The sequence below is a fragment of the Rubritalea sp. genome, assembly GCF_039830215.1.
GTDB lineage: Bacteria > Verrucomicrobiota > Verrucomicrobiia > Verrucomicrobiales > Akkermansiaceae > Rubritalea.
On the sequence record NZ_JBDOPO010000130.1, the window covers coordinates 1 to 17304 of the forward strand.

Below are 17304 nucleotides of genomic sequence, written 5' to 3' on the forward strand. Positions count from 1 at the left end.
ACGGTTGCGGCGTTTCGCATCGACACCCTGCCTGTCAGTAAAAAGCAATTCCTCGCATTCGTCACAACAAACCCGAAATGGCAACGCTCAAACGTTTCTCCAATATTCGCAGACAAAACGTACCTGCAAGATTGGAAATCCGACAAGAATCCTGGCTCCGCTATAGAATCACCAGTCACCAATATTTCTTGGTTTGCAGCACGCGCATACGCCGCTCATGTAGGTAAGCGATTACCCACAGTGGACGAATGGGAATTCATCGCCAGAGCTGACGCCACAAAAGCCAACGCCACAGCTGAGGACTCATACACTCAGACCATTCTCGAATGGTACGCAGCCCCCAATAAATCGCCTTTACCGCAGGCTAACACCTTCCCAAAAAACTTCTACGGAGTGCAAGCCCTGCACGGCCTAATCTGGGAGTGGAATGAAGACTTTAACAACTCGATGGTCACTGGTGAGTCCCGTGGTGACACCGGCATCGAACGCAATTTATTCTGCGCTGGTGGTGCAGTCAGCTCTACAGATGTTCGAAACTATGCTGCCTTCATGCGCTACGCCTTTCGTTCCAGCCTGAAAGGAAACTTTAGCACACTAAACCTAGGATTCCGTTGCGCCACATCTCCCACGACTCCTTCAACTACTAACGACTCAAAACCATGAAACTCAAATTTCTCATCACCCTCATAGCGTGCAGCCTCAACGCTCACGCTGAGTCACCGGACAAAGCTGCAACCCTAGCTATAGCTGAAAAAAAAGTGGCTTTATGCTGCGCTGACAAACCTAAGCTAGGGGCCGCGGAAGTATCCGATTTATCCATCTACCAAATCAATTCTAGCTCGAAAAACCACGACGGAGAATCAGTGCAATTAGTCTCCCTCAGCGGGAAAATCCAGGTAGTCACCATGGGTTACAGCAAGTGCGCCTATGCTTGCCCAAGATTGATGGCCGACATGAAAGCCGTACAACTCGGGCTACCAGAAGAACTCAGAAAAAAAATTGGTTTCAACTTCTTCTCCGTCGACCCAACAGACACCCCCGAAAGCTTAAAATCATTTGGCAATAGCCATAAGGTCAATTTCGACCACTGGAACTTTTACAGCTCCACCCCAACCACGATCCAGGAGCTAGCAGTGGTTCTTGGAACCAAGTACCGTCGGATCAACGACAAAGACTTTGCCCATTCTAATCTGCTCACCGTCTTGAATGAAAAAGGCGAGATAATCTTCCGCCAAGAAGGGCTATCTGGACCAGCAGAACCAGTCATCAAAGCCATCGTCGAGGCTTCCAAATAAAGAGAGCCCCTCGCGACACTTCAGCAAAGAGACTTCCAGCAAAACTCTGTAAGATAAGTTGCATAAAAAAGCCGGACTCCAACAAATTGGAACCCGGCTTTTTAAATGGGTATCGCTCTATTGGCTAAAGCCGCCAAGTGCACCTTGGCCTTCACCCTGAAGTCGACGATTCCACGGAATAGCGCTGTGCTCACTCTGTGGTCCTAAATCTTTTTCCGGTGGCTCGGGAAGGCTTCCACACGAGACACTCAAAACGCTGACCACGACGGCCAGTCCAGCTGTAATCCATTTCACTGCTTTCATTGGCCGCATACTAGACCTCGTTGAGCCCCCCGCAAGTGAAATTTCATGAATCCGAGAGTTCACAACTGGAGGCTATTTGCTCCTTGGCTACGGGGAAGCCGCACTCAGTTCTACAATTATAGCCCTTCCCCCATCCACTCGCCAACGGACTTCGCAGGCATCAATGCTACAGCCATAGATTCGGCTGGAATCCTCTTGATACGCTGGACGTGGGTCGAGAGCTATCGTCGATTCAATCAATCCAACCCGCTCTGGATCAAGCGAACATTCACATTCCCAAACAACTGATATGCGCTCTGGCTCTCCTGTCACAAAGCCACTTCGCGCATCTTCCACAGAATCACAAAATTTCACATACGGTTTCACGTCTAGAATCGGCGTGCCATTCACCAGATCCACACCTCGCACCTCCAGCACTGGACCGTCGGGATGAGAGCGATCAACTCTCACTAATTCAACCACTGATAGCCCAATCCCATTAGGTCTATACGGAGCTCGCGTAGCAAACACACCTTTTCGCTCATTGCCCCCTAGCCGCGGAGGACGCACCGTCCCCCGTCCCTTTTTCGCTGGTGCTTGATGGAATTGGAAAATCAGCCACAAATGGCTAAAATCCTCTATCCCCCTCAAAAAATCTTCCCCACGGAATGCTGCATCGAAAATGACACGCCCCCACGCCTGAGGAACTAAACCCGGCTGCCTTGGAACACCAAATTTTTCAGCATAACACGTTTCCACCACCCCAATTGGTTCCATCTGCAGACTCATATAACGCATGCTTGGTAATCTCCCTCTTGCTGGCAACTGAAAACTCTCTCTATCGAGCTTCCCAGCATTGACCACACACCAATACATCTCTAGTTTGAAGCCACATGCGAATCGCTGCTCTATTTCTAGCCACTCTCATTCTGACACCTTTGGTATCAGCAGCACCTGCAACCCCGGTGCCTCCCCCAGAAATGGAAGCTATCACTCCCTACCAACAAGGAGTTCAGGCGCTAAGCGACCACCTCCCCGATCTTGCTGTCACTCGATTTGAAGAAGCATATAAAATACCGAACCTTACTTCGGAGCAAAACCGCAAAATCCTTTATAGTCTGACCGAGGCTCAAGTCCGAGCAAATCAGCCAGGCAAAGCTCTAGTCACTCTCAACAGTAAATTCTTTAATGATCACCCAGAGAAAGATTTCTGGATAGCACAAGCTCTTGCCGCACAAGGAAAGTACCTCGAAGCTATCGAGCACTTTAAAAAGTTAGACCCACAATCTAGCTACACCGATGAAGCCACCCTCAGCCTCGCATCCCTTCAGCTAGCGCTCGGTTTCCACGATGAAGCCATCACAAACTACCTTAAGTCAGCCCAGTCTAAAGATGTCTCCACCAGACTCAAAGCCACGACCACACTTGCTGAAATATACCTCGAAAACGGCGACTTAAAAAAAGCCTCCACCACGATTTCAAGCATCTCAGGATCCAGTAAAACAGACATACTTAAGACTGTACTAGAAGCGCAACTGGCTCTCACCAGCAAGAACTACACAGTCGCGATCGAGAAATTTTTGAGCTTCTTCGAGGGTGAAAAAAAACTCCACCCGAGGCTCTATCAAGTAGCTTTGATTGGTCTCGCCGATGCACGTCAGGCTGCTGGCCAGACCCAGGAAGCTGTGCTCGGCCTGACTGAATTCGTCAACAACCATCAAGATTCCCCCATCTTGCTTCCAGTTTTCGAACGGCTCAGCGCATGGGCTAGTGCCCCAATGCTACCAGCAGACCCATTCTATATCCAACTCAGAAAATGGGCTGAACGCGACCTTGAGTCAGCCCCAGACTTTGGGCTCCCCCTCGGTGCCGACTTTATTGTTAGCCCACTCCCACCAGCGATAGCGCTCAATACAACTACCCCCTATTTACGAGCCATTGCGCATTACTACTATGCTCTCCACACAGCCAAGTTAGATATCGCGGGTTCACGAAGTAAAGCACAGTTCGAGCTCTCAGCCTTCCGCGTGGCTTACCCACAGCACGCTCTTTTCGGCTCCTCAATTTTTGAAAGTTCAAAGATTCAGCTTAAACAAAAAAAGCGCCTCGACGCTCTCCGCACCTTACAAACTCTAGCCGACCTAGCTAAGGCCAAAGAAATAACTCTATCCTCCGAGGCCCAAGCTCAAGCTGGCTTCATCGCCGGCATGCTCAGCGTAGAACAAGACAGCTATACCGACGCACTCAAGGCCTTTGAAATAGCCGCGCGCTCAAACAACGCCCACATCGCTCGAGCGGCCACAATAAACTTGGGGCTCGCAGCCTTAAGAGGTGCGGACCTAATCGCCTTTGACTCCCAACAAAAGAAGATCACCGACAAAGAACTGGCAACTCAACTCAGCATTGAACGTGCCCTCTGGCTAGCCCACCAAAAACACCCTGAAGCTCGACAAGCGCTCAATACCTTTCTTTCTGAGAACCCTCAAAACCCGCGAACCGTCGACGCACGCATTGCATTAGCGTCTATCTGCGCCACTCAGCCACCACTCGATTCATTAATGAGCAAAGCCCTCATCGATAGTGTTGATAGCTCCAAACTCAGTGAATCACAGTTCACCGACTTCACACGCACCAGCTACCTCCTAGCGGAACTCCAACAAGATTGGCCTGCCGCGATAATAGTGCTCGATTATTACTCAAAAAAATACCCAGAAAGCTTGAGCATTTCAGAATTTGAAATGCGCAAAGCCCTAGCGCTCTACCGAAATGGCGAGCACAATAAATCGCGCCAATTGTTAGGGAAACTAGCGCTCGAGAATCCCGACAGTCCTCTCATTTCCTTTTGCCACTACTACGCAGGAATGGCAGCCAGACTAGAAGGCACACCTCAAGCCCTCAAAGAAAGCGTGAACCTTTTTGAAAAAGTAATCAAACTCAAAGGTGCTCTAGCGCTTGAAGCGCGTATCCAACAAGCCCGCGTGCTACTCGACATCAACCGTGCCGAAGAAGCTAAAATATCTCTCTACACTGTCTATAAAACGAAATCCAGCTCGGCCCAGCAACGTGAAATTGGAATCCTCTTAGCCACAGCTCTTCACACCCAAGGTAGCGAAGATCCAGGCCAATACGCGAAAGCTATCGCTGTATACGACCAACTACTCACAAACAAGAGCCTACCCCTAGCCTGGAGTAACCAGATCCATTACATGAAAGGGCAAACGCTCGAAAGCATGAAGGAAGAAAAGCTGGCACTCGACTCCTATTACCAAGTCATCAACAAAGAGAACATCGACCCCAATGCTCCTGCGATTCAACAAGAATGGAAATGGTTCTATCAATGCAGCTTCAAAGCTATCGCATTGTTAGAAAAAAGCCATGACTACAGAGCAGCCGTCTCGATCGCTAGAAAAGTAGCTTCCTACGGTGGCCCCGAGTCTGAAGCCTACCAAAAGCGTGCCCGTGCTCTAGAAATGCAACACATGATCTGGGAGGAATGAGCCATTCGGGCTGTCAATGGTCATGGGGCAAAAGGCAATGGGCCTCATGCAGATGAGGCCTAGACGCGGTATATTAAGCTCCCTCCCCACACGACATAGCTGAAAACAACCCACTCAATACTCAGCACACTTTATCCTTTCCCCTTTATTCATTTCCCTTACTAAGAAACACATGAACAGCAGAGACAGATTCCTTACCGCCGCAAACTGCGGAAAACTCGACCGCCCACCCGTATGGATCATGCGCCAGGCTGGACGCTACCTTCCAGAGTACCGTAAACTGAAGGAGTCCTATTCATTCACTGAGATGGTCAAATCACCAGAATTGGCAACTGAGGTCACTATGCAGCCGCTGCGTCGCTACGACTTAGACGCAGCCATTCTCTTCTCTGACATCCTGGTAATTCCTGAAGCGATGGGCCAGCCATACCACTTCCGAGATGGCGGAGGTATCGGCATGGACTACGTGCTCGAAACCGAAGCTCAGATCGATGCTCTAGATGAGACCGGTACAGCTGAAAAACTCATCTACATGGGCAACGCCCTGAAATCTATCCGCAATGAAATCGGCATGGACAAGGCTCTCCTCGGCTTTGGAGGTTCACCATGGACGCTAGCAGCCTACATGACTGAAGGCGGCTCTTTGAAAAATTGCTCACGCCTCAAGCACATGTTCTACGAGGACAGAGCTCTGTTTGAAAAACTAATGGAAAAGATATCTACCGCTCTGATCGATCTCTTCCTCATGCAGATTGCACACGGCGCAGACGCACTACAAATGTTCGACTCCGCTGGAGCTTGGTGCTCAGCCTGTGACTACGAAGAAATGTCAGTCAAATGGATGCGCCGCGTGATCGCAGCCCTGCCAGCAGATTTCCCAGTCATCATCTACGCCAAAGGAATGGCCCACCACTCTAGCTCCCTCATTGGAGCTGGCGCAAAGTGCCTTAGTGTCGACTGGACTGTCGATCTCCCAACCTTCCATTCAGCTCTCCCGAAAGGCATCGCTGTCCAAGGAAACTTTGACCCAACAATTCTCGACGGAACAGCCGAGCGCACCGTGATTGAAGCCACTCGTTTACTTGACTCCATGAAGGGCCGCAATGGTCACATCTTCAACCTAGGTCATGGCATCCTCCCATCAGCAAAGCCTGAAAATGTCGCCGCACTTGTTGAGACCATCACCAAATACCGTTAGTCCGTTGTGAGCGAAGAAGAATACCCTTACGCCACACTTGAGAATGATGGCTACGAGATCGAAGCTATCGAACTCGACAAATGGAAGGATGAAGGGTTTCTCAAGGAGCCCATCCCCAACGACGAAGAACGTTTCGCAGTACAAGAAGGTGACATCGTCAAACTCATCTTCCACTACGCCAAACAGTTCAAAGGAAACCCCCATCCAGTCGAACACATGTGGGTAGTCATCACTAGCGCAGACAAAGGCTACCTAACAGGTTTTCTTGATAATGAGCCAAACTACACAAAGCTCCTCACACCTGGCCAAGAACTCACCTTCCACCCAGAACACATCATCGAAATCTGGCGCGGCGAGTAAGCCAATACACTCTGAGCTGGGCCTCGACGCAGCTCAGAGGCCAGTTCAGTCTTCCGCACAGGCAAACGCGCTTTATTCACCAGGGAAGACAATAGCTGAACCATTCTGCCTCTAAATTGCTACACAGGCAACCTACAGACGAAAAGGTGGCTACTAGCCCTTGGCATCAGGAGCTGCCTTCATATTCTTGTAGGCTAGATTAAGCACTAGTAGGTTCACCGCAATGACGAACCAGTTCCCTACGTGGAAAACAACCTGCAGAGGGTTCTGCCAGTGAGGCATCGCTAAGCCCAGCAGAATCGCCCCTAGAAAAAGCAAGACCGCGGCACTAATAGCCGCGATCATTAGGAGAATGGGATAGCGTTTAGCTTTACCTCCTTGGTACCCTTTGCTGGCTGCGAGACGGGCAAATGTATGCGCCGCCACAAAACCTACGAAAAGGAGAGCTAGAAGATAAAGGTACGCCTGGCCCATAGCGTGATCTACTCAGACTTTCCGTCTTCTTTTTTAGATGCCTTGCCGGCAACAGGCTTGGCAGCTTCAATCTTCTTAGCTGTTGCCGATTTTTTAGGAGCGGCAGAATGATCAGAACTGAAGACGTGACCGTTGCTAAGAAGAACGACATAGCCCTCGTTGATCATCCAGTGAAGATCATGGAACCATTCCTTCTTATCTTCCTCTGTGATACCTTCAGGAAAGACAGCTTTCCAAAGAGAATCCACACCACCACCTGGGTTACCTAGAATCCAAGCCAACAAGATAGCTGGGCGCTCAGCTAGTTTCACATCCACAGCAATAGCGTGCGGTCTAGATGGTCCACAATGGAGTTTTCCCTGCCACTTAAACACAGCCAAATGGCGGCCAGAAAGCTGGCGGCAAAGGAATGGTGCTAGTTTACCAGGATAACGACGCTGATCAGCAATTGTCTCCTTCAGCAGAGTCAACAGACCTGGAGAAAGAAGCTTCCCAGGAATCTGAGAATCAACATCGGCGCGATGAGTTGCACGGAAAGTCTCTGCGAAAAGGTGCGCTTCAAAATGAGCCAACATTGCCTTTTCGTCTTCGAGAACTACCTCTGGGTCGCTAACTAGGCGGTACTGAGTCTTCTTCTTCATTGTCTCTAACCATGCATTCACAGCTTCCTCACCACTTTCGGTCACCACGCGTGACTTGTAGCGCTCTAGGGTCATGTTCGAGAACTCAGCTTGATGGAGATCAATGATGTTCTGATTGTAGGCATGGTAATTCGGTGGGCCGAAAAGAGCTCCACTAAATCCGCATTTTGCGATTGTCTGAAAACTTCCTTTGGGAGCTTCAACTTCCACTTGCTCAGCAGCATAAAGTTCCTTAAGGCCCTCGGCTGTGCGGAAGTGTGCAAGACACTCAGCTTTGGTCAAAAATACTGCCCCATCGAAACTTGATTGGAGTAACTCTGGACCAGCTTCTTCCTTGCGGAAAATTACTTTGTAGCGATCGCGTGAAGCCAAGATCATACGCGCTAGTTCAAACACTGAATAAGTGCGACCTGCTGCGGTGATCTCCTTTGAAAGATTATCGATACCTTCTTCGATTGGCATAATGTCAGCTGCAACACCCGCTGAAGCAGCTACTGGTCGAGGCCTTTGATGGCGGCGGCGTTCTCCACCGTCACGTCCGTTAGAAAACTTGCGTTCCTCTCGTTCACCACGTTGTGGGCGGCCACCTTCACGGCGCTTGCCTTTGTTACCATCACGACGGCGCTCATCACGCCCCCCGCGATCGGCATACTTCTTGCGTGGTTTATTCTCACCCTGGCGAGCCCAGGAAGGCCCAAAATCCAATGCGCTTAGGTCCACTGCTTTATTTTCTTCAGGTTTCTCGTTCATCTGACGCGGCGATGCTGGCAGATTTTTTTCAGAAAACAACCCCATCTTTTGGGGGAATACACCGTATTTCTAGAGAAATGGGAGGTTGGAGTTTGACTAATGAGAAAACCGTAACTTATTCACCCCCATGCGATCTCAATTGTGCACATTAACTAGTGGGCACGCAGAAAATCTATCGTCCGCTGTGTCGCACCTTGGTGTAGGTTCAATACCTGTTTTGCGTCGACTAGTTGCTCTGGATTTTTAAAGAGTTTGCCTAAGGAGGAAACTATAGCAGCCCTAAGTTCTGAAGCTCCTGCGAGCTTTTCTATACCTTTGACTTCACAAAGCATCGAAACCAGTGGCTCAAAGTTGCCCATATTAGGTCCAGTGATTACCGGCACACCTGCAGCGATCGCCTCGGTGGGATTCTGCCCACCTTCCCCCAGAAAACTCTTCCCAACAATTGCCACATCTGCGAGAGCTGTCCAGTCGCGCATCTCCCCCGTACTATCGATGACAAAACAAGTATTTTTAGCGCCTTCAGCCGGCTTAAACTGACTGCGCAAAACAACTTCATAGCCGAGTTTTTGTAGATCAGCCTGCACTTCATCCCTCCTCTCAGCGTGTCGAGGTATCACAACGCAAAGCGCACCAAGCCCGAGCATAGCCTCAGCAATCAGGGCCTCTTCACCAGCATGCGTGCTCAAAGCCATCACAACCTTTCTATCCCCACCAAGCTCAGCTAACATGGACTGGAATGTATCCCGATGCTTCGGAGCTGAGGCTCCTGCTTGGTCGAATTTGATACTCCCGGTCACCTCTAACGACTCAGCGGGAACTCCAATATTATACCAACGTTTCTTATCAGCGACCTCAGGCACCGCCACTTTAGAAAATAACCCAAAGATAGGCTGCACCAATGATTGGAGTTTGAGATAGCGTCGTTCAGAGCGAGCAGACAATCTCGCATTACCCACAGTGATCGGAATACTCCGCTTATTCGCCATCGCCAACAGATTTGGCCAAACCTCAGATTCAATCAAAACGATCTGCTTTGGTTCAAAACGCTTGAGCATCCTCCCTACAACAAAAGGTAAATCTACGGGACTATAAACGACGCGTACTGAATCAGGCGCCTGCTTCATAGCCACCGCATGTCCAGTTGCAGTTGTCGGCGCTAACACAATTTTATCCTCGGGGAACTTTCCCTGCCAAGCCGCAATCAACTTAAGAGCGATCAGCACCTCGCCCACACTCACGGCATGAATGTACACCACACCACTCGGCTCAAAATCTAACTCACGGTTATAAATACCTGCTCGCTCTAACAAACCAGACCCAAAGCCTCCACGCTTTAGCATTTTCACCACCCAAGGCCCCACTCCAATCAGCAAGACCAATGGCAACAAAATGTTGTACACCACACGGATCCAGAACAATCCATTTCCTCGTCTTTGCTCCATCTATTTAGCCTTTCTTAGAAACAGGATAGCGCAACCACCATAGCGTCTTTGATCAACTAACTCCCATGAGGTTGGAATGTTTGGTTTATGCCTAGCATCGACCTCCACAATCAATAATCCATCATCAGACAAAATATTTAGACCATTATCCTCCGCCAACAACTCGCTGGCAAAGTCACGGTCGCCCGGCACCTTAAAATAAGGAGGGTCAGCAAAAATAAGGTCGTAGCCCCCTCTCGCACGCTTCAGGAAACTCAACACATCAGCATTGACCACCGAACCGCCCTTGAGATTCAGCGTTGTCAGATTTTTTTCAATCACCGCTGTGCACGCCCGGTTCATATCCACGAACTCACAGTTCCCAGCCCCTCGGCTCAGAGCCTCCAAGCCTAATGAGCCAGCTCCAGCGAAAAGGTCGAGCACCTTCGCGCCATCTACATACGACTGAATTATAGAAAAGAGTGCTTCACGGGTTCGATCAGTCGTCGGACGCACCACCGCATTGGGTACTTTTATTTCTCTTCGCTTCGCACTTCCCGCAATGATTCGCATGCCAGACTGGTAACAGAGCCAAGAGCCAATGAAAAAGCAAAAAGATCGCCGATGTGACACACACACGAACGCCTACCGAGACACCATTGGATTCACCTAATTCAAGCCCCCCTAGAAACTAGGCATTTTTTGCTCAGATTTCTCAAAATGACACGAAAACACACAGCTATCAAAACTCCTCAAGAGCCCCCTTCAGGGGCCCTTAGAAGTCCCTAAACAACGCTCAACAAGCCAGTTACAAATCATCCTAACAAACCGAGAAAACGCTGCAGCTTGTCCCTAACAATCAAATTCGCATATATTGCACAACTTTTGAACAATATCGGCCGAGTGAATCCATCCCGATTTTGCCACATTCCCCGCTCTCAACTCACGCATACCTGACCATGCCAGTCCTCTATCTCACCATATTTATCTCCCTCTTATTGGCGGGGATCTTTGTGGTGTGCTTTACGGCTGAAGCTTGGCGTAGACAAGGAAGCAGTACTGACAGATCCGCGCTGCTTCCTTTATTAGAGGATGATGAGTTTGAGCCTACTACCAAAGACAACACAAAATCAGATTCCAAATGAATCGAACCACCATTACATACAACGACAAGTGCGTTCGCTATTTCCTCTGGGCCTCCATTATTTGGGCGCTCGTGGCAATGCTCGCAGGGGTTCTAGCAGCCCTCCAGATGAATATCTCTATGGAGGTTATTCGTGAGTCCACAGTCCTTCGTCCCATCGTCGAATTCCTCTCCGGTGGAACTCTCGAGACTGAAGGCATCCCCTACATCACCTTCGGTCGACTTCGTCCAGTGCACACCAACGCCGCGATCTTCGCTTTTGTTGGAAACATGATGTTCGCCGGTATCTACTACTCTACCCAGCGTCTTTGTCGCTGTCGTGTGGCGTCAGATAAACTCACTTGGACACACTTCTGGCTTTGGCAGCTCATCATCGTAGCTGCAGCTGTGACCCTCCCACTCGGCCTCACTCAAGGTAAAGAGTACGCTGAGCTCATTTGGCCGATCGATTTGTTAGTAGCAGTCACTTGGCTCATCTTTGGTTACAACTTCTTCTGGACCCTAATCAGACGTAACGAGAAATCACTCTACGTTTCACTCTGGTTCTACATCGCCACTATCATCACGATCACCATGTTGTATGTGGTGAACAACCTGCAAATTCCAACTTCATGGACGCACTCCTACCCGATCTTTGGCGGAGTACAGGACGCGCTCGTTCAGTGGTGGTATGGACACAATGCGGTGGCATTCTTCCTCACGACTCCGATTCTTGGAATCATGTATTACTTCCTGCCTAAAGCAGTGAATCGTCCGGTCTATTCGTACCGACTCTCTATCATTCACTTCTGGGCCCTAGTATTCATCTACATCTGGGCTGGCCCTCACCACCTTCTCAACACAGCTTTGCCTGAGTGGTTGCAGATTCTTGGAATGCTCTTCTCAGTCATTCTTTGGGCTCCATCATGGGGTGGAATGCTCAACGGCCTCCTCACCCTCCGTGGTGCTTGGAACAAGCTTCAGACTGACCCAGTGATCAAATTCTTCGCAGCAGCCCTCACCTTCTACGGTATGGCGACATTCGAAGGACCACTACTCTCAGTGAAATCGGTCAACGCCCTTTCCCACTACACCGACTGGACTATCGGTCACGTGCACTCGGCCACACTCGGCTGGAACGGCTTCATGGCTGCAGGCATGTTCTACTGGCTCGCCCCACGTCTATGGAAGACTCAGCTCTACTCTAAGGCACTCGCCAATGCTCACTTCTGGGTCGGATTCGTAGGAATTCTCCTCTACATCTCCGCACTTTGGATTGCTGGCATCGGCCAGTCACTCGCTCTAAACGAAACAGCTAACGGTTACGTTGTGAACCAGTTCGTTCAGACTCTCGACAACATTCAAAGCATGCTCTTCATGCGTTCAATCGGTGGAGCTCTCTACCTACTTGGCTTCGTTCTTCTCGCCTACAACATCTTCATGACATGTCGACAAGGAAAAGCGGAAGACGCTACTGTTGAAGTTACTCTTCGTGAGCGCGACGATATCGACCGCGTCACTCTCGGAACAATCGTCAAACAAGACCCGTTTGCTGCAGTTCTCGGACTACTCATCGCCCTCGTATTCTGGGTCACTCACCCAGCGAACATCTTTGGTCTTGCAGGTATTATCTTCTTCTCTGTTCTCGCCTTCGTGCGCTTCAAGAAGAATGTCAAAAAGTGGAACGACTGGCATGAAACAATCACCGCCAACTACCTCCCGTTCACCATCGTCACCTTCTTCGCTGCTGCGATTGGTGGTGCGGTTCAGATCATTCCAAACGCACTCACAGCCAAAGCTGAAGTGATCGATGATCGCCTCCAGGTGGTATACACACCACTTGAGCTGGAAGGTCGCGACATCTACATCGCTGAAGGTTGTCACAACTGTCACTCACAGATGATCCGCATGCTCGAGACTGACTACGTACGCTACGGAGATTACTCCCGTCTCGGCGAGTCCATCTACAACTACCCATTCCAGTGGGGTTCCAAGCGTACCGGCCCAGATCTCGCTCGTGAAGGTGGTGGACTGGAAGACGGCAGCGAAGTCATGCGTCAAGGCGCCCGCAGTAACCTCTGGCACTACTCACACTTCATGAACCCTAGAGACATGGATGTGAAATCAAACATGCCATCGTACTCTTCTCTTGTATCATCAGAGACAAACTTCTCTGGTCTACCTGAAAAGATCCGCGTGCAGTCACTCATTGGTGTCCCATTCCCCCCAATGACACCACACGAAATCGAAGGTCACGCTCAAGGACAAGCGATGGAGATTGCGAAGTCGATCGTATCAAACAACCCATCTATTCCATGGGCCACTGACGATATGAGCCGCCAGCAAATCGAGGCAAAGCTCGCCGAAAAGGAGATCATCGCCCTCATCGCCTACATGCAGAAACTCGGAGTCTACGAAGTTCCTGTCGACGAAGACGGCAAGCCTAAAGCTGCTGAACCAGCTCCTTGGGAAAACCCGGACCAAGATAAAGATAAGCAGTAACTCATAAAACCATGATCAAACGCTACATTTTAGAAAACCCTGAGCAGTTAGCTCAGATCACTTTCTCCCTCATCACGATCGGTCTCTTCACCTTCAACATGGTGTACGCCTTCTGCATGAAAAAAGAGAAAGCTCAGCAGATCGCGATGAAAGCGATCGAACTCGATGACTAATCCTCACTCACAGAACTAATGGACAAAGATTCAAAACAAGCTGACGACGGAGTAAAACGCGCCGACTACGCCACTCAAAAAGGTGAAGTCATCCTGCGGAAGCACGAATACGACGGCATCCAAGAATACGACCAAAAGCTTCCGAATTGGTGGCTCGTCGCACTCTGGGCATCGATCGCAGCCTTCCTCATCTACTACACAGTCTACTACACCTTCAACATGGTACCATCCTTCGCGGACTCTATGGATGCCAAAGTTGAAGCAGTGCAGGAAACTCGTAAAAAGGCACTCGCTGAAACATTAGCAAACCTCGATGACAGTACGCTGGTCAACGAGTGGAGCACAGATGCCAAAATCGTGGCTGCTGGAAGCGAGATCTACGCAAGTCAATGTGTCGCCTGTCACGGTGCCGACTACAAAGCAAACGGTGGCATCACTGGCCGAGCTCTCGATGATGGAATTTGGGAACACGGCAGCAAGCCAATGGATGTTTTCAAAATCATCAACGACGGCACACCTGAAGGAAGCCCAGGCCTCAACAACATGAAAATGGAAGCTTGGGGAAAAACCAAGCTTAGTGCCAAGCAGGTGGCTGAAGTCACCGCCTTCCTCATCAGCATCAATCCTAAGGATTTCGCTGAGTACAAGAAGTAAACCACTTCACTGAGGTGCTGGGATCAACGTTACGACCCAGCACCTCCATTTTCTCTCCTTTCAAACAGGAAATTTAAGCCAGTGGCAATAGAACGCAAGACACCGAACTTAGACACGGTCACCACCATCAATGATGACGGATCGAAGTACAACATCCACCCGGCGGACGTCAAAGGCTCGTTCACCACACGCCGCAGACTTACGGCTTGGTTTCTTATTCTAGTCTATATTGCTCTGCCGTGGATTCAGATCAATGGCTATCCAGCCGTCTTCATCAACCTAGATGAACTACGCTTCCACTTTTTTGGGTTCACTCTTTTAACCCAAGATCTCTGGGTCTTTTTCTTCCTCATTTCAGGCCTAGCATTCAGCCTATTCGTCCTTGCTGCACTCGTTGGCCGCGTCTGGTGTGGATGGTTCTGCCCGTACACAGTATTCCTGGAACATTTATACCGCAGGATCGAACGAGTTGTTGACGGTGATGCCACCAAACGCAAAAGACTCGATGCCGCTGCGATGAGTGGCTCAAAAGCTGTCAAGCGCACCATCAAGTGGGGACTCTACGTTCTCGCCTCCTTCACCCTCGCCCACATTTTTCTAGCCTACTTTATCTCCATTCCGCAAGTCTGGCAAAATGTCACATCAAACCCGACTGAGCACTTCTCCCAGTTCCTTTTCATTCTCGCTTTCACTGGCATTTTCACCTTCTGTTTTGGTTGGTTTCGCGAGCAATTCTGCATCATCCTCTGCCCATACGGTCGCCTACAATCGGCGCTTACCGACGACCAGACTATCACCGTCACTTACGACTATAATCGTGGCGAACCGCGCGGTAAAAAACGCAAGTTCTCGATCGAAGAAACGGGCGACTGTATCGATTGCCGACGCTGCGTGAGTGTCTGCCCAACTGGCATCGATATCCGCAACGGAATCCAACTCGAATGCACCGCCTGCTCGGCCTGTGTCGACGCCTGTAATGACATCATGAAAAAGGTGGATCGCCCGACAGGATTGATCCGCTACGACTCCACTGCTGGAATCAAAACGGGTAAACGCAAGATCCTGCGCCCACGCATCTTCCTTTACCTACTCCTTACTGTATGTGGACTAGGGGCGCTCACTGTCACCTTCCTCAACAAGGCCAAGCCATTTTACGGAGAAGTCACACGCATGCCCGGATCCACCTCATTTGTCGCCTCATCTGACGGAGTAAGAAACACCTTCGTCATTGACATATCAAACAAACGCAACCGCGAAGCAACCTTCACGATCAAACTTGCAGATAAAGCAAGCAATCACCTCCAAATAGAAGACCGCACCCTCACTCTGCCCCCTCTGGGTGAAGACTCCTTCACGGTCTCCATACTTTCCCCTATTGAAACCTATAAGGGAGCTCAGGACATCCACTTTATCATCACCGCTGACGATGACACATCGCAGTCACTCCCAGCTAGATTCATGGGCCCCGGTGCCCGACTTTACAAAGAAAGCCAACAGGACAAATGAAAATATCCTCACTCTTCTCCAGCCTTTGGTTCTGGGTCGCCTTGATGCACGTCATCCTGCTCTGCGCATGGTACACTATCATCACTATCGCTAATCGATAAAAAACTGAGTCCTACGTCATGACTGAAATGAGCTCCATCGCCGCGATCAGCGCAGGCTTAGCTACTAGCATCCACTGTGTGGGCATGTGTGGGCCACTTGCATGCTCGGTTACTAGCAAGAGCAAGAACCGTGATCAGGCTCTGTTAGAAACCTCAGCATACCACCTAGGCCGAGTCACTAGCTACACGGTCATCGGCATGCTAGCTGGGCTGATAGGAAAACAGCCATTGAGCTTTTTCTTCGATTCACCTGCGGTCATTCTACCGTGGTTGATGATTCCCTTCCTCGTCCTCACCGCCTTTCCAAACTTAGTTAAAGTCCCACGGCTAAACTTCCTAACTCGCCCCTACTACAAAGCAAAATTTTGGGCGCAGAACAAACCACCAGGAATCGCTGGCGGACTGTTAGGTGTCATTTCCCCCTGCCTCCCCTGCACCCCACTTTACCTAATTTTCGGAGTTTCATTACTCTCAGGCTCAGCCCTCACCGGAGCAAAAATTGCTCTCTGTTTTAGCCTTGGTACAGTCCCACTACTCTGGGCTACCCAGTCGTCCACTCACCTCCTCACTAAGTGGATTCCAGGCCCATGGAAAAACCGACTCCGCAGCACCTTCCTCATCGCAGTCACAGTCATTCTCGTGATTCGCCTACAAGGGACACTACCATTCACTTCAGAAGCACAAGCTGCAGAAAAGACCACGCCAGAAAAGGTTGAAGCAAAGACTGCTGAAGAAACAACCAAAGATCTACCAAGCTGCTGCCACTGAGCCTTAGCTCGTAAATTTCATGGCCCTTTGTAAACATTGTTCCACCCCTGTCGGTACCCCCTCTGAAGAATTTTGCTGTCGTGGATGTGAGAGCGTCTTTCAGCTAATTCACGAAGATGGGCTGGGGTTATTCTACGACCTGAAGGCGGGAGACCCTCTGACACCCTTGCGCGAACGTCCCTTTCAACAAAAAGACTGGAGTTGGTTGTTAGAGTCAGCAGAAGAGCAAAACGACAAGGCCGTCGGCAGCTTCACCCTAGGACTCAGCGGCATGTCGTGCATGGCCTGCGTTTGGCTCGTCGAGACTGTTGCTAAAAAGCAAGAAGGTGTGATCGAAACCTGTGCCGACAACGTACAAGGATCTTTTGAATTCTCCTACCAGGTTGAGACTTGCGACCTCAGCGAGCTTGCGGACACCTTGCACAGGCTAGGCTATGAACTTCTCCCGAAAAAGCTGGGGAAACAAGCAGGCGTCACCGACTCACTGATTGTTAGACTAGGCATTTGTGGCGCATTAGCAATGAACACGATGGCATTCACCCTGCCTCGTTACAAC

The 17304-nt window shown here is 50.0% G+C and carries 17 protein-coding genes; 11 read left to right on the forward strand and 6 right to left on the reverse strand.

Translation table 11 applies throughout. The features are described from left to right. A partial coding sequence (locus ABGY95_RS04360) for a formylglycine-generating enzyme family protein (protein ID WP_347440478.1) occupies nucleotides 1-663 on the forward strand: 663 nt, incomplete at its 5' end. Then, nucleotides 660-1295 (forward strand): SCO family protein, encoded by a 636-nt coding sequence (locus tag ABGY95_RS04365; RefSeq protein ID WP_347440479.1) that lies wholly within the window; start codon nucleotides 660-662, stop codon nucleotides 1293-1295. The genes ABGY95_RS04360 and ABGY95_RS04365, both read left to right, overlap by 4 nt. Before the next feature lie 117 nt (nucleotides 1296-1412). Here the strand turns inward: ABGY95_RS04365 and ABGY95_RS04370 are convergent, their stop codons facing one another. Together ABGY95_RS04370 and tsaA are read right to left on the reverse strand one after the other, a co-directional pair. Then, nucleotides 1413-1607: a hypothetical protein gene (locus ABGY95_RS04370; RefSeq protein ID WP_347440480.1), complete on the reverse strand. Its 195-nt coding sequence runs from the start codon at nucleotides 1605-1607 to the stop codon at nucleotides 1413-1415. A 78-nt stretch (nucleotides 1608-1685) separates the two neighbouring features. Next, nucleotides 1686-2453, reverse strand: coding sequence for a tRNA (N6-threonylcarbamoyladenosine(37)-N6)-methyltransferase TrmO (gene tsaA, locus ABGY95_RS04375; RefSeq protein ID WP_347440481.1), 768 nt, complete (start codon nucleotides 2451-2453; stop codon nucleotides 1686-1688). Between the two features lie 17 nt (nucleotides 2454-2470). On the opposite strand from tsaA, the gene ABGY95_RS04380 reads away from it, so the two are divergent. From ABGY95_RS04380 to ABGY95_RS04390, 3 genes are all read left to right on the forward strand, one after another. Further along, nucleotides 2471-5074, forward strand: a complete 2604-nt coding sequence (locus tag ABGY95_RS04380; protein ID WP_347440482.1) for a hypothetical protein — start codon at nucleotides 2471-2473, stop codon at nucleotides 5072-5074. A 172-nt stretch (nucleotides 5075-5246) separates the two neighbouring features. Further along, nucleotides 5247-6272 (forward strand): uroporphyrinogen decarboxylase, encoded by a 1026-nt coding sequence (gene hemE, locus ABGY95_RS04385; RefSeq protein WP_347440483.1) that lies wholly within the window; start codon nucleotides 5247-5249, stop codon nucleotides 6270-6272. A gap of 6 nt (nucleotides 6273-6278) precedes the next feature. Beyond that, nucleotides 6279-6632 (forward strand): DUF2314 domain-containing protein, encoded by a 354-nt coding sequence (locus ABGY95_RS04390; RefSeq protein ID WP_347440484.1) that lies wholly within the window; start codon nucleotides 6279-6281, stop codon nucleotides 6630-6632. A gap of 153 nt (nucleotides 6633-6785) precedes the next feature. Here ABGY95_RS04390 and ABGY95_RS04395 read toward each other — a convergent pair whose 3' ends face one another. The 4 genes from ABGY95_RS04395 to rsmD all read right to left on the reverse strand — a co-directional run bounded on the left by ABGY95_RS04395 (nucleotide 6786) and on the right by rsmD (nucleotide 10494). Beyond that, the gene (locus ABGY95_RS04395) at nucleotides 6786-7106 is read right to left on the reverse strand and encodes a hypothetical protein (RefSeq protein ID WP_347440485.1); all 321 of its coding nucleotides are present in this window, start codon (nucleotides 7104-7106) and stop codon (nucleotides 6786-6788) included. Between the two features lie 8 nt (nucleotides 7107-7114). Continuing rightward, nucleotides 7115-8497: a hypothetical protein gene (locus tag ABGY95_RS04400; protein WP_347440486.1), complete on the reverse strand. Its 1383-nt coding sequence runs from the start codon at nucleotides 8495-8497 to the stop codon at nucleotides 7115-7117. 152 nt (nucleotides 8498-8649) lie between these two features. Beyond that, nucleotides 8650-9942, reverse strand: coding sequence for a glycosyltransferase N-terminal domain-containing protein (locus ABGY95_RS04405; RefSeq protein WP_347440487.1), 1293 nt, complete (start codon nucleotides 9940-9942; stop codon nucleotides 8650-8652). Next, nucleotides 9943-10494 (reverse strand): 16S rRNA (guanine(966)-N(2))-methyltransferase RsmD, encoded by a 552-nt coding sequence (gene rsmD, locus ABGY95_RS04410; RefSeq protein ID WP_347440488.1) that lies wholly within the window; start codon nucleotides 10492-10494, stop codon nucleotides 9943-9945. It lies immediately after the preceding gene. A 568-nt stretch (nucleotides 10495-11062) separates the two neighbouring features. Between rsmD and ccoN the strand changes: the two genes are divergently transcribed. The 6 genes from ccoN to ABGY95_RS04440 all read left to right on the forward strand — a co-directional run. Beyond that, nucleotides 11063-13546: a cytochrome-c oxidase, cbb3-type subunit I gene (ccoN, locus tag ABGY95_RS04415; protein WP_347440489.1), complete on the forward strand. Its 2484-nt coding sequence runs from the start codon at nucleotides 11063-11065 to the stop codon at nucleotides 13544-13546. 11 nt (nucleotides 13547-13557) lie between these two features. Then, entirely contained in the window at nucleotides 13558-13719 is a 162-nt protein-coding gene (locus ABGY95_RS04420; protein WP_347440490.1) for a hypothetical protein, read from the forward strand. A gap of 18 nt (nucleotides 13720-13737) precedes the next feature. After that, nucleotides 13738-14373 (forward strand): cbb3-type cytochrome c oxidase N-terminal domain-containing protein, encoded by a 636-nt coding sequence (locus ABGY95_RS04425; RefSeq protein ID WP_347440491.1) that lies wholly within the window; start codon nucleotides 13738-13740, stop codon nucleotides 14371-14373. 81 nt (nucleotides 14374-14454) lie between these two features. After that, nucleotides 14455-15879 carry a cytochrome c oxidase accessory protein CcoG gene (ccoG, locus tag ABGY95_RS04430; RefSeq protein WP_347440492.1) on the forward strand — a complete coding sequence of 475 codons (1425 nt, stop codon included), beginning with the start codon at nucleotides 14455-14457 and terminating at the stop codon, nucleotides 15877-15879. Nucleotides 15880-15998: 119 nt separating this feature from the next. Continuing rightward, complete coding sequence (locus tag ABGY95_RS04435) at nucleotides 15999-16748, forward strand: sulfite exporter TauE/SafE family protein (protein WP_347440493.1); 750 nt, start codon at nucleotides 15999-16001, stop codon at nucleotides 16746-16748. 19 nt (nucleotides 16749-16767) lie between these two features. Further along, nucleotides 16768-17304: heavy metal translocating P-type ATPase metal-binding domain-containing protein (locus ABGY95_RS04440; protein ID WP_347440494.1), on the forward strand; the 537-nt coding region annotated here is incomplete at its 3' end.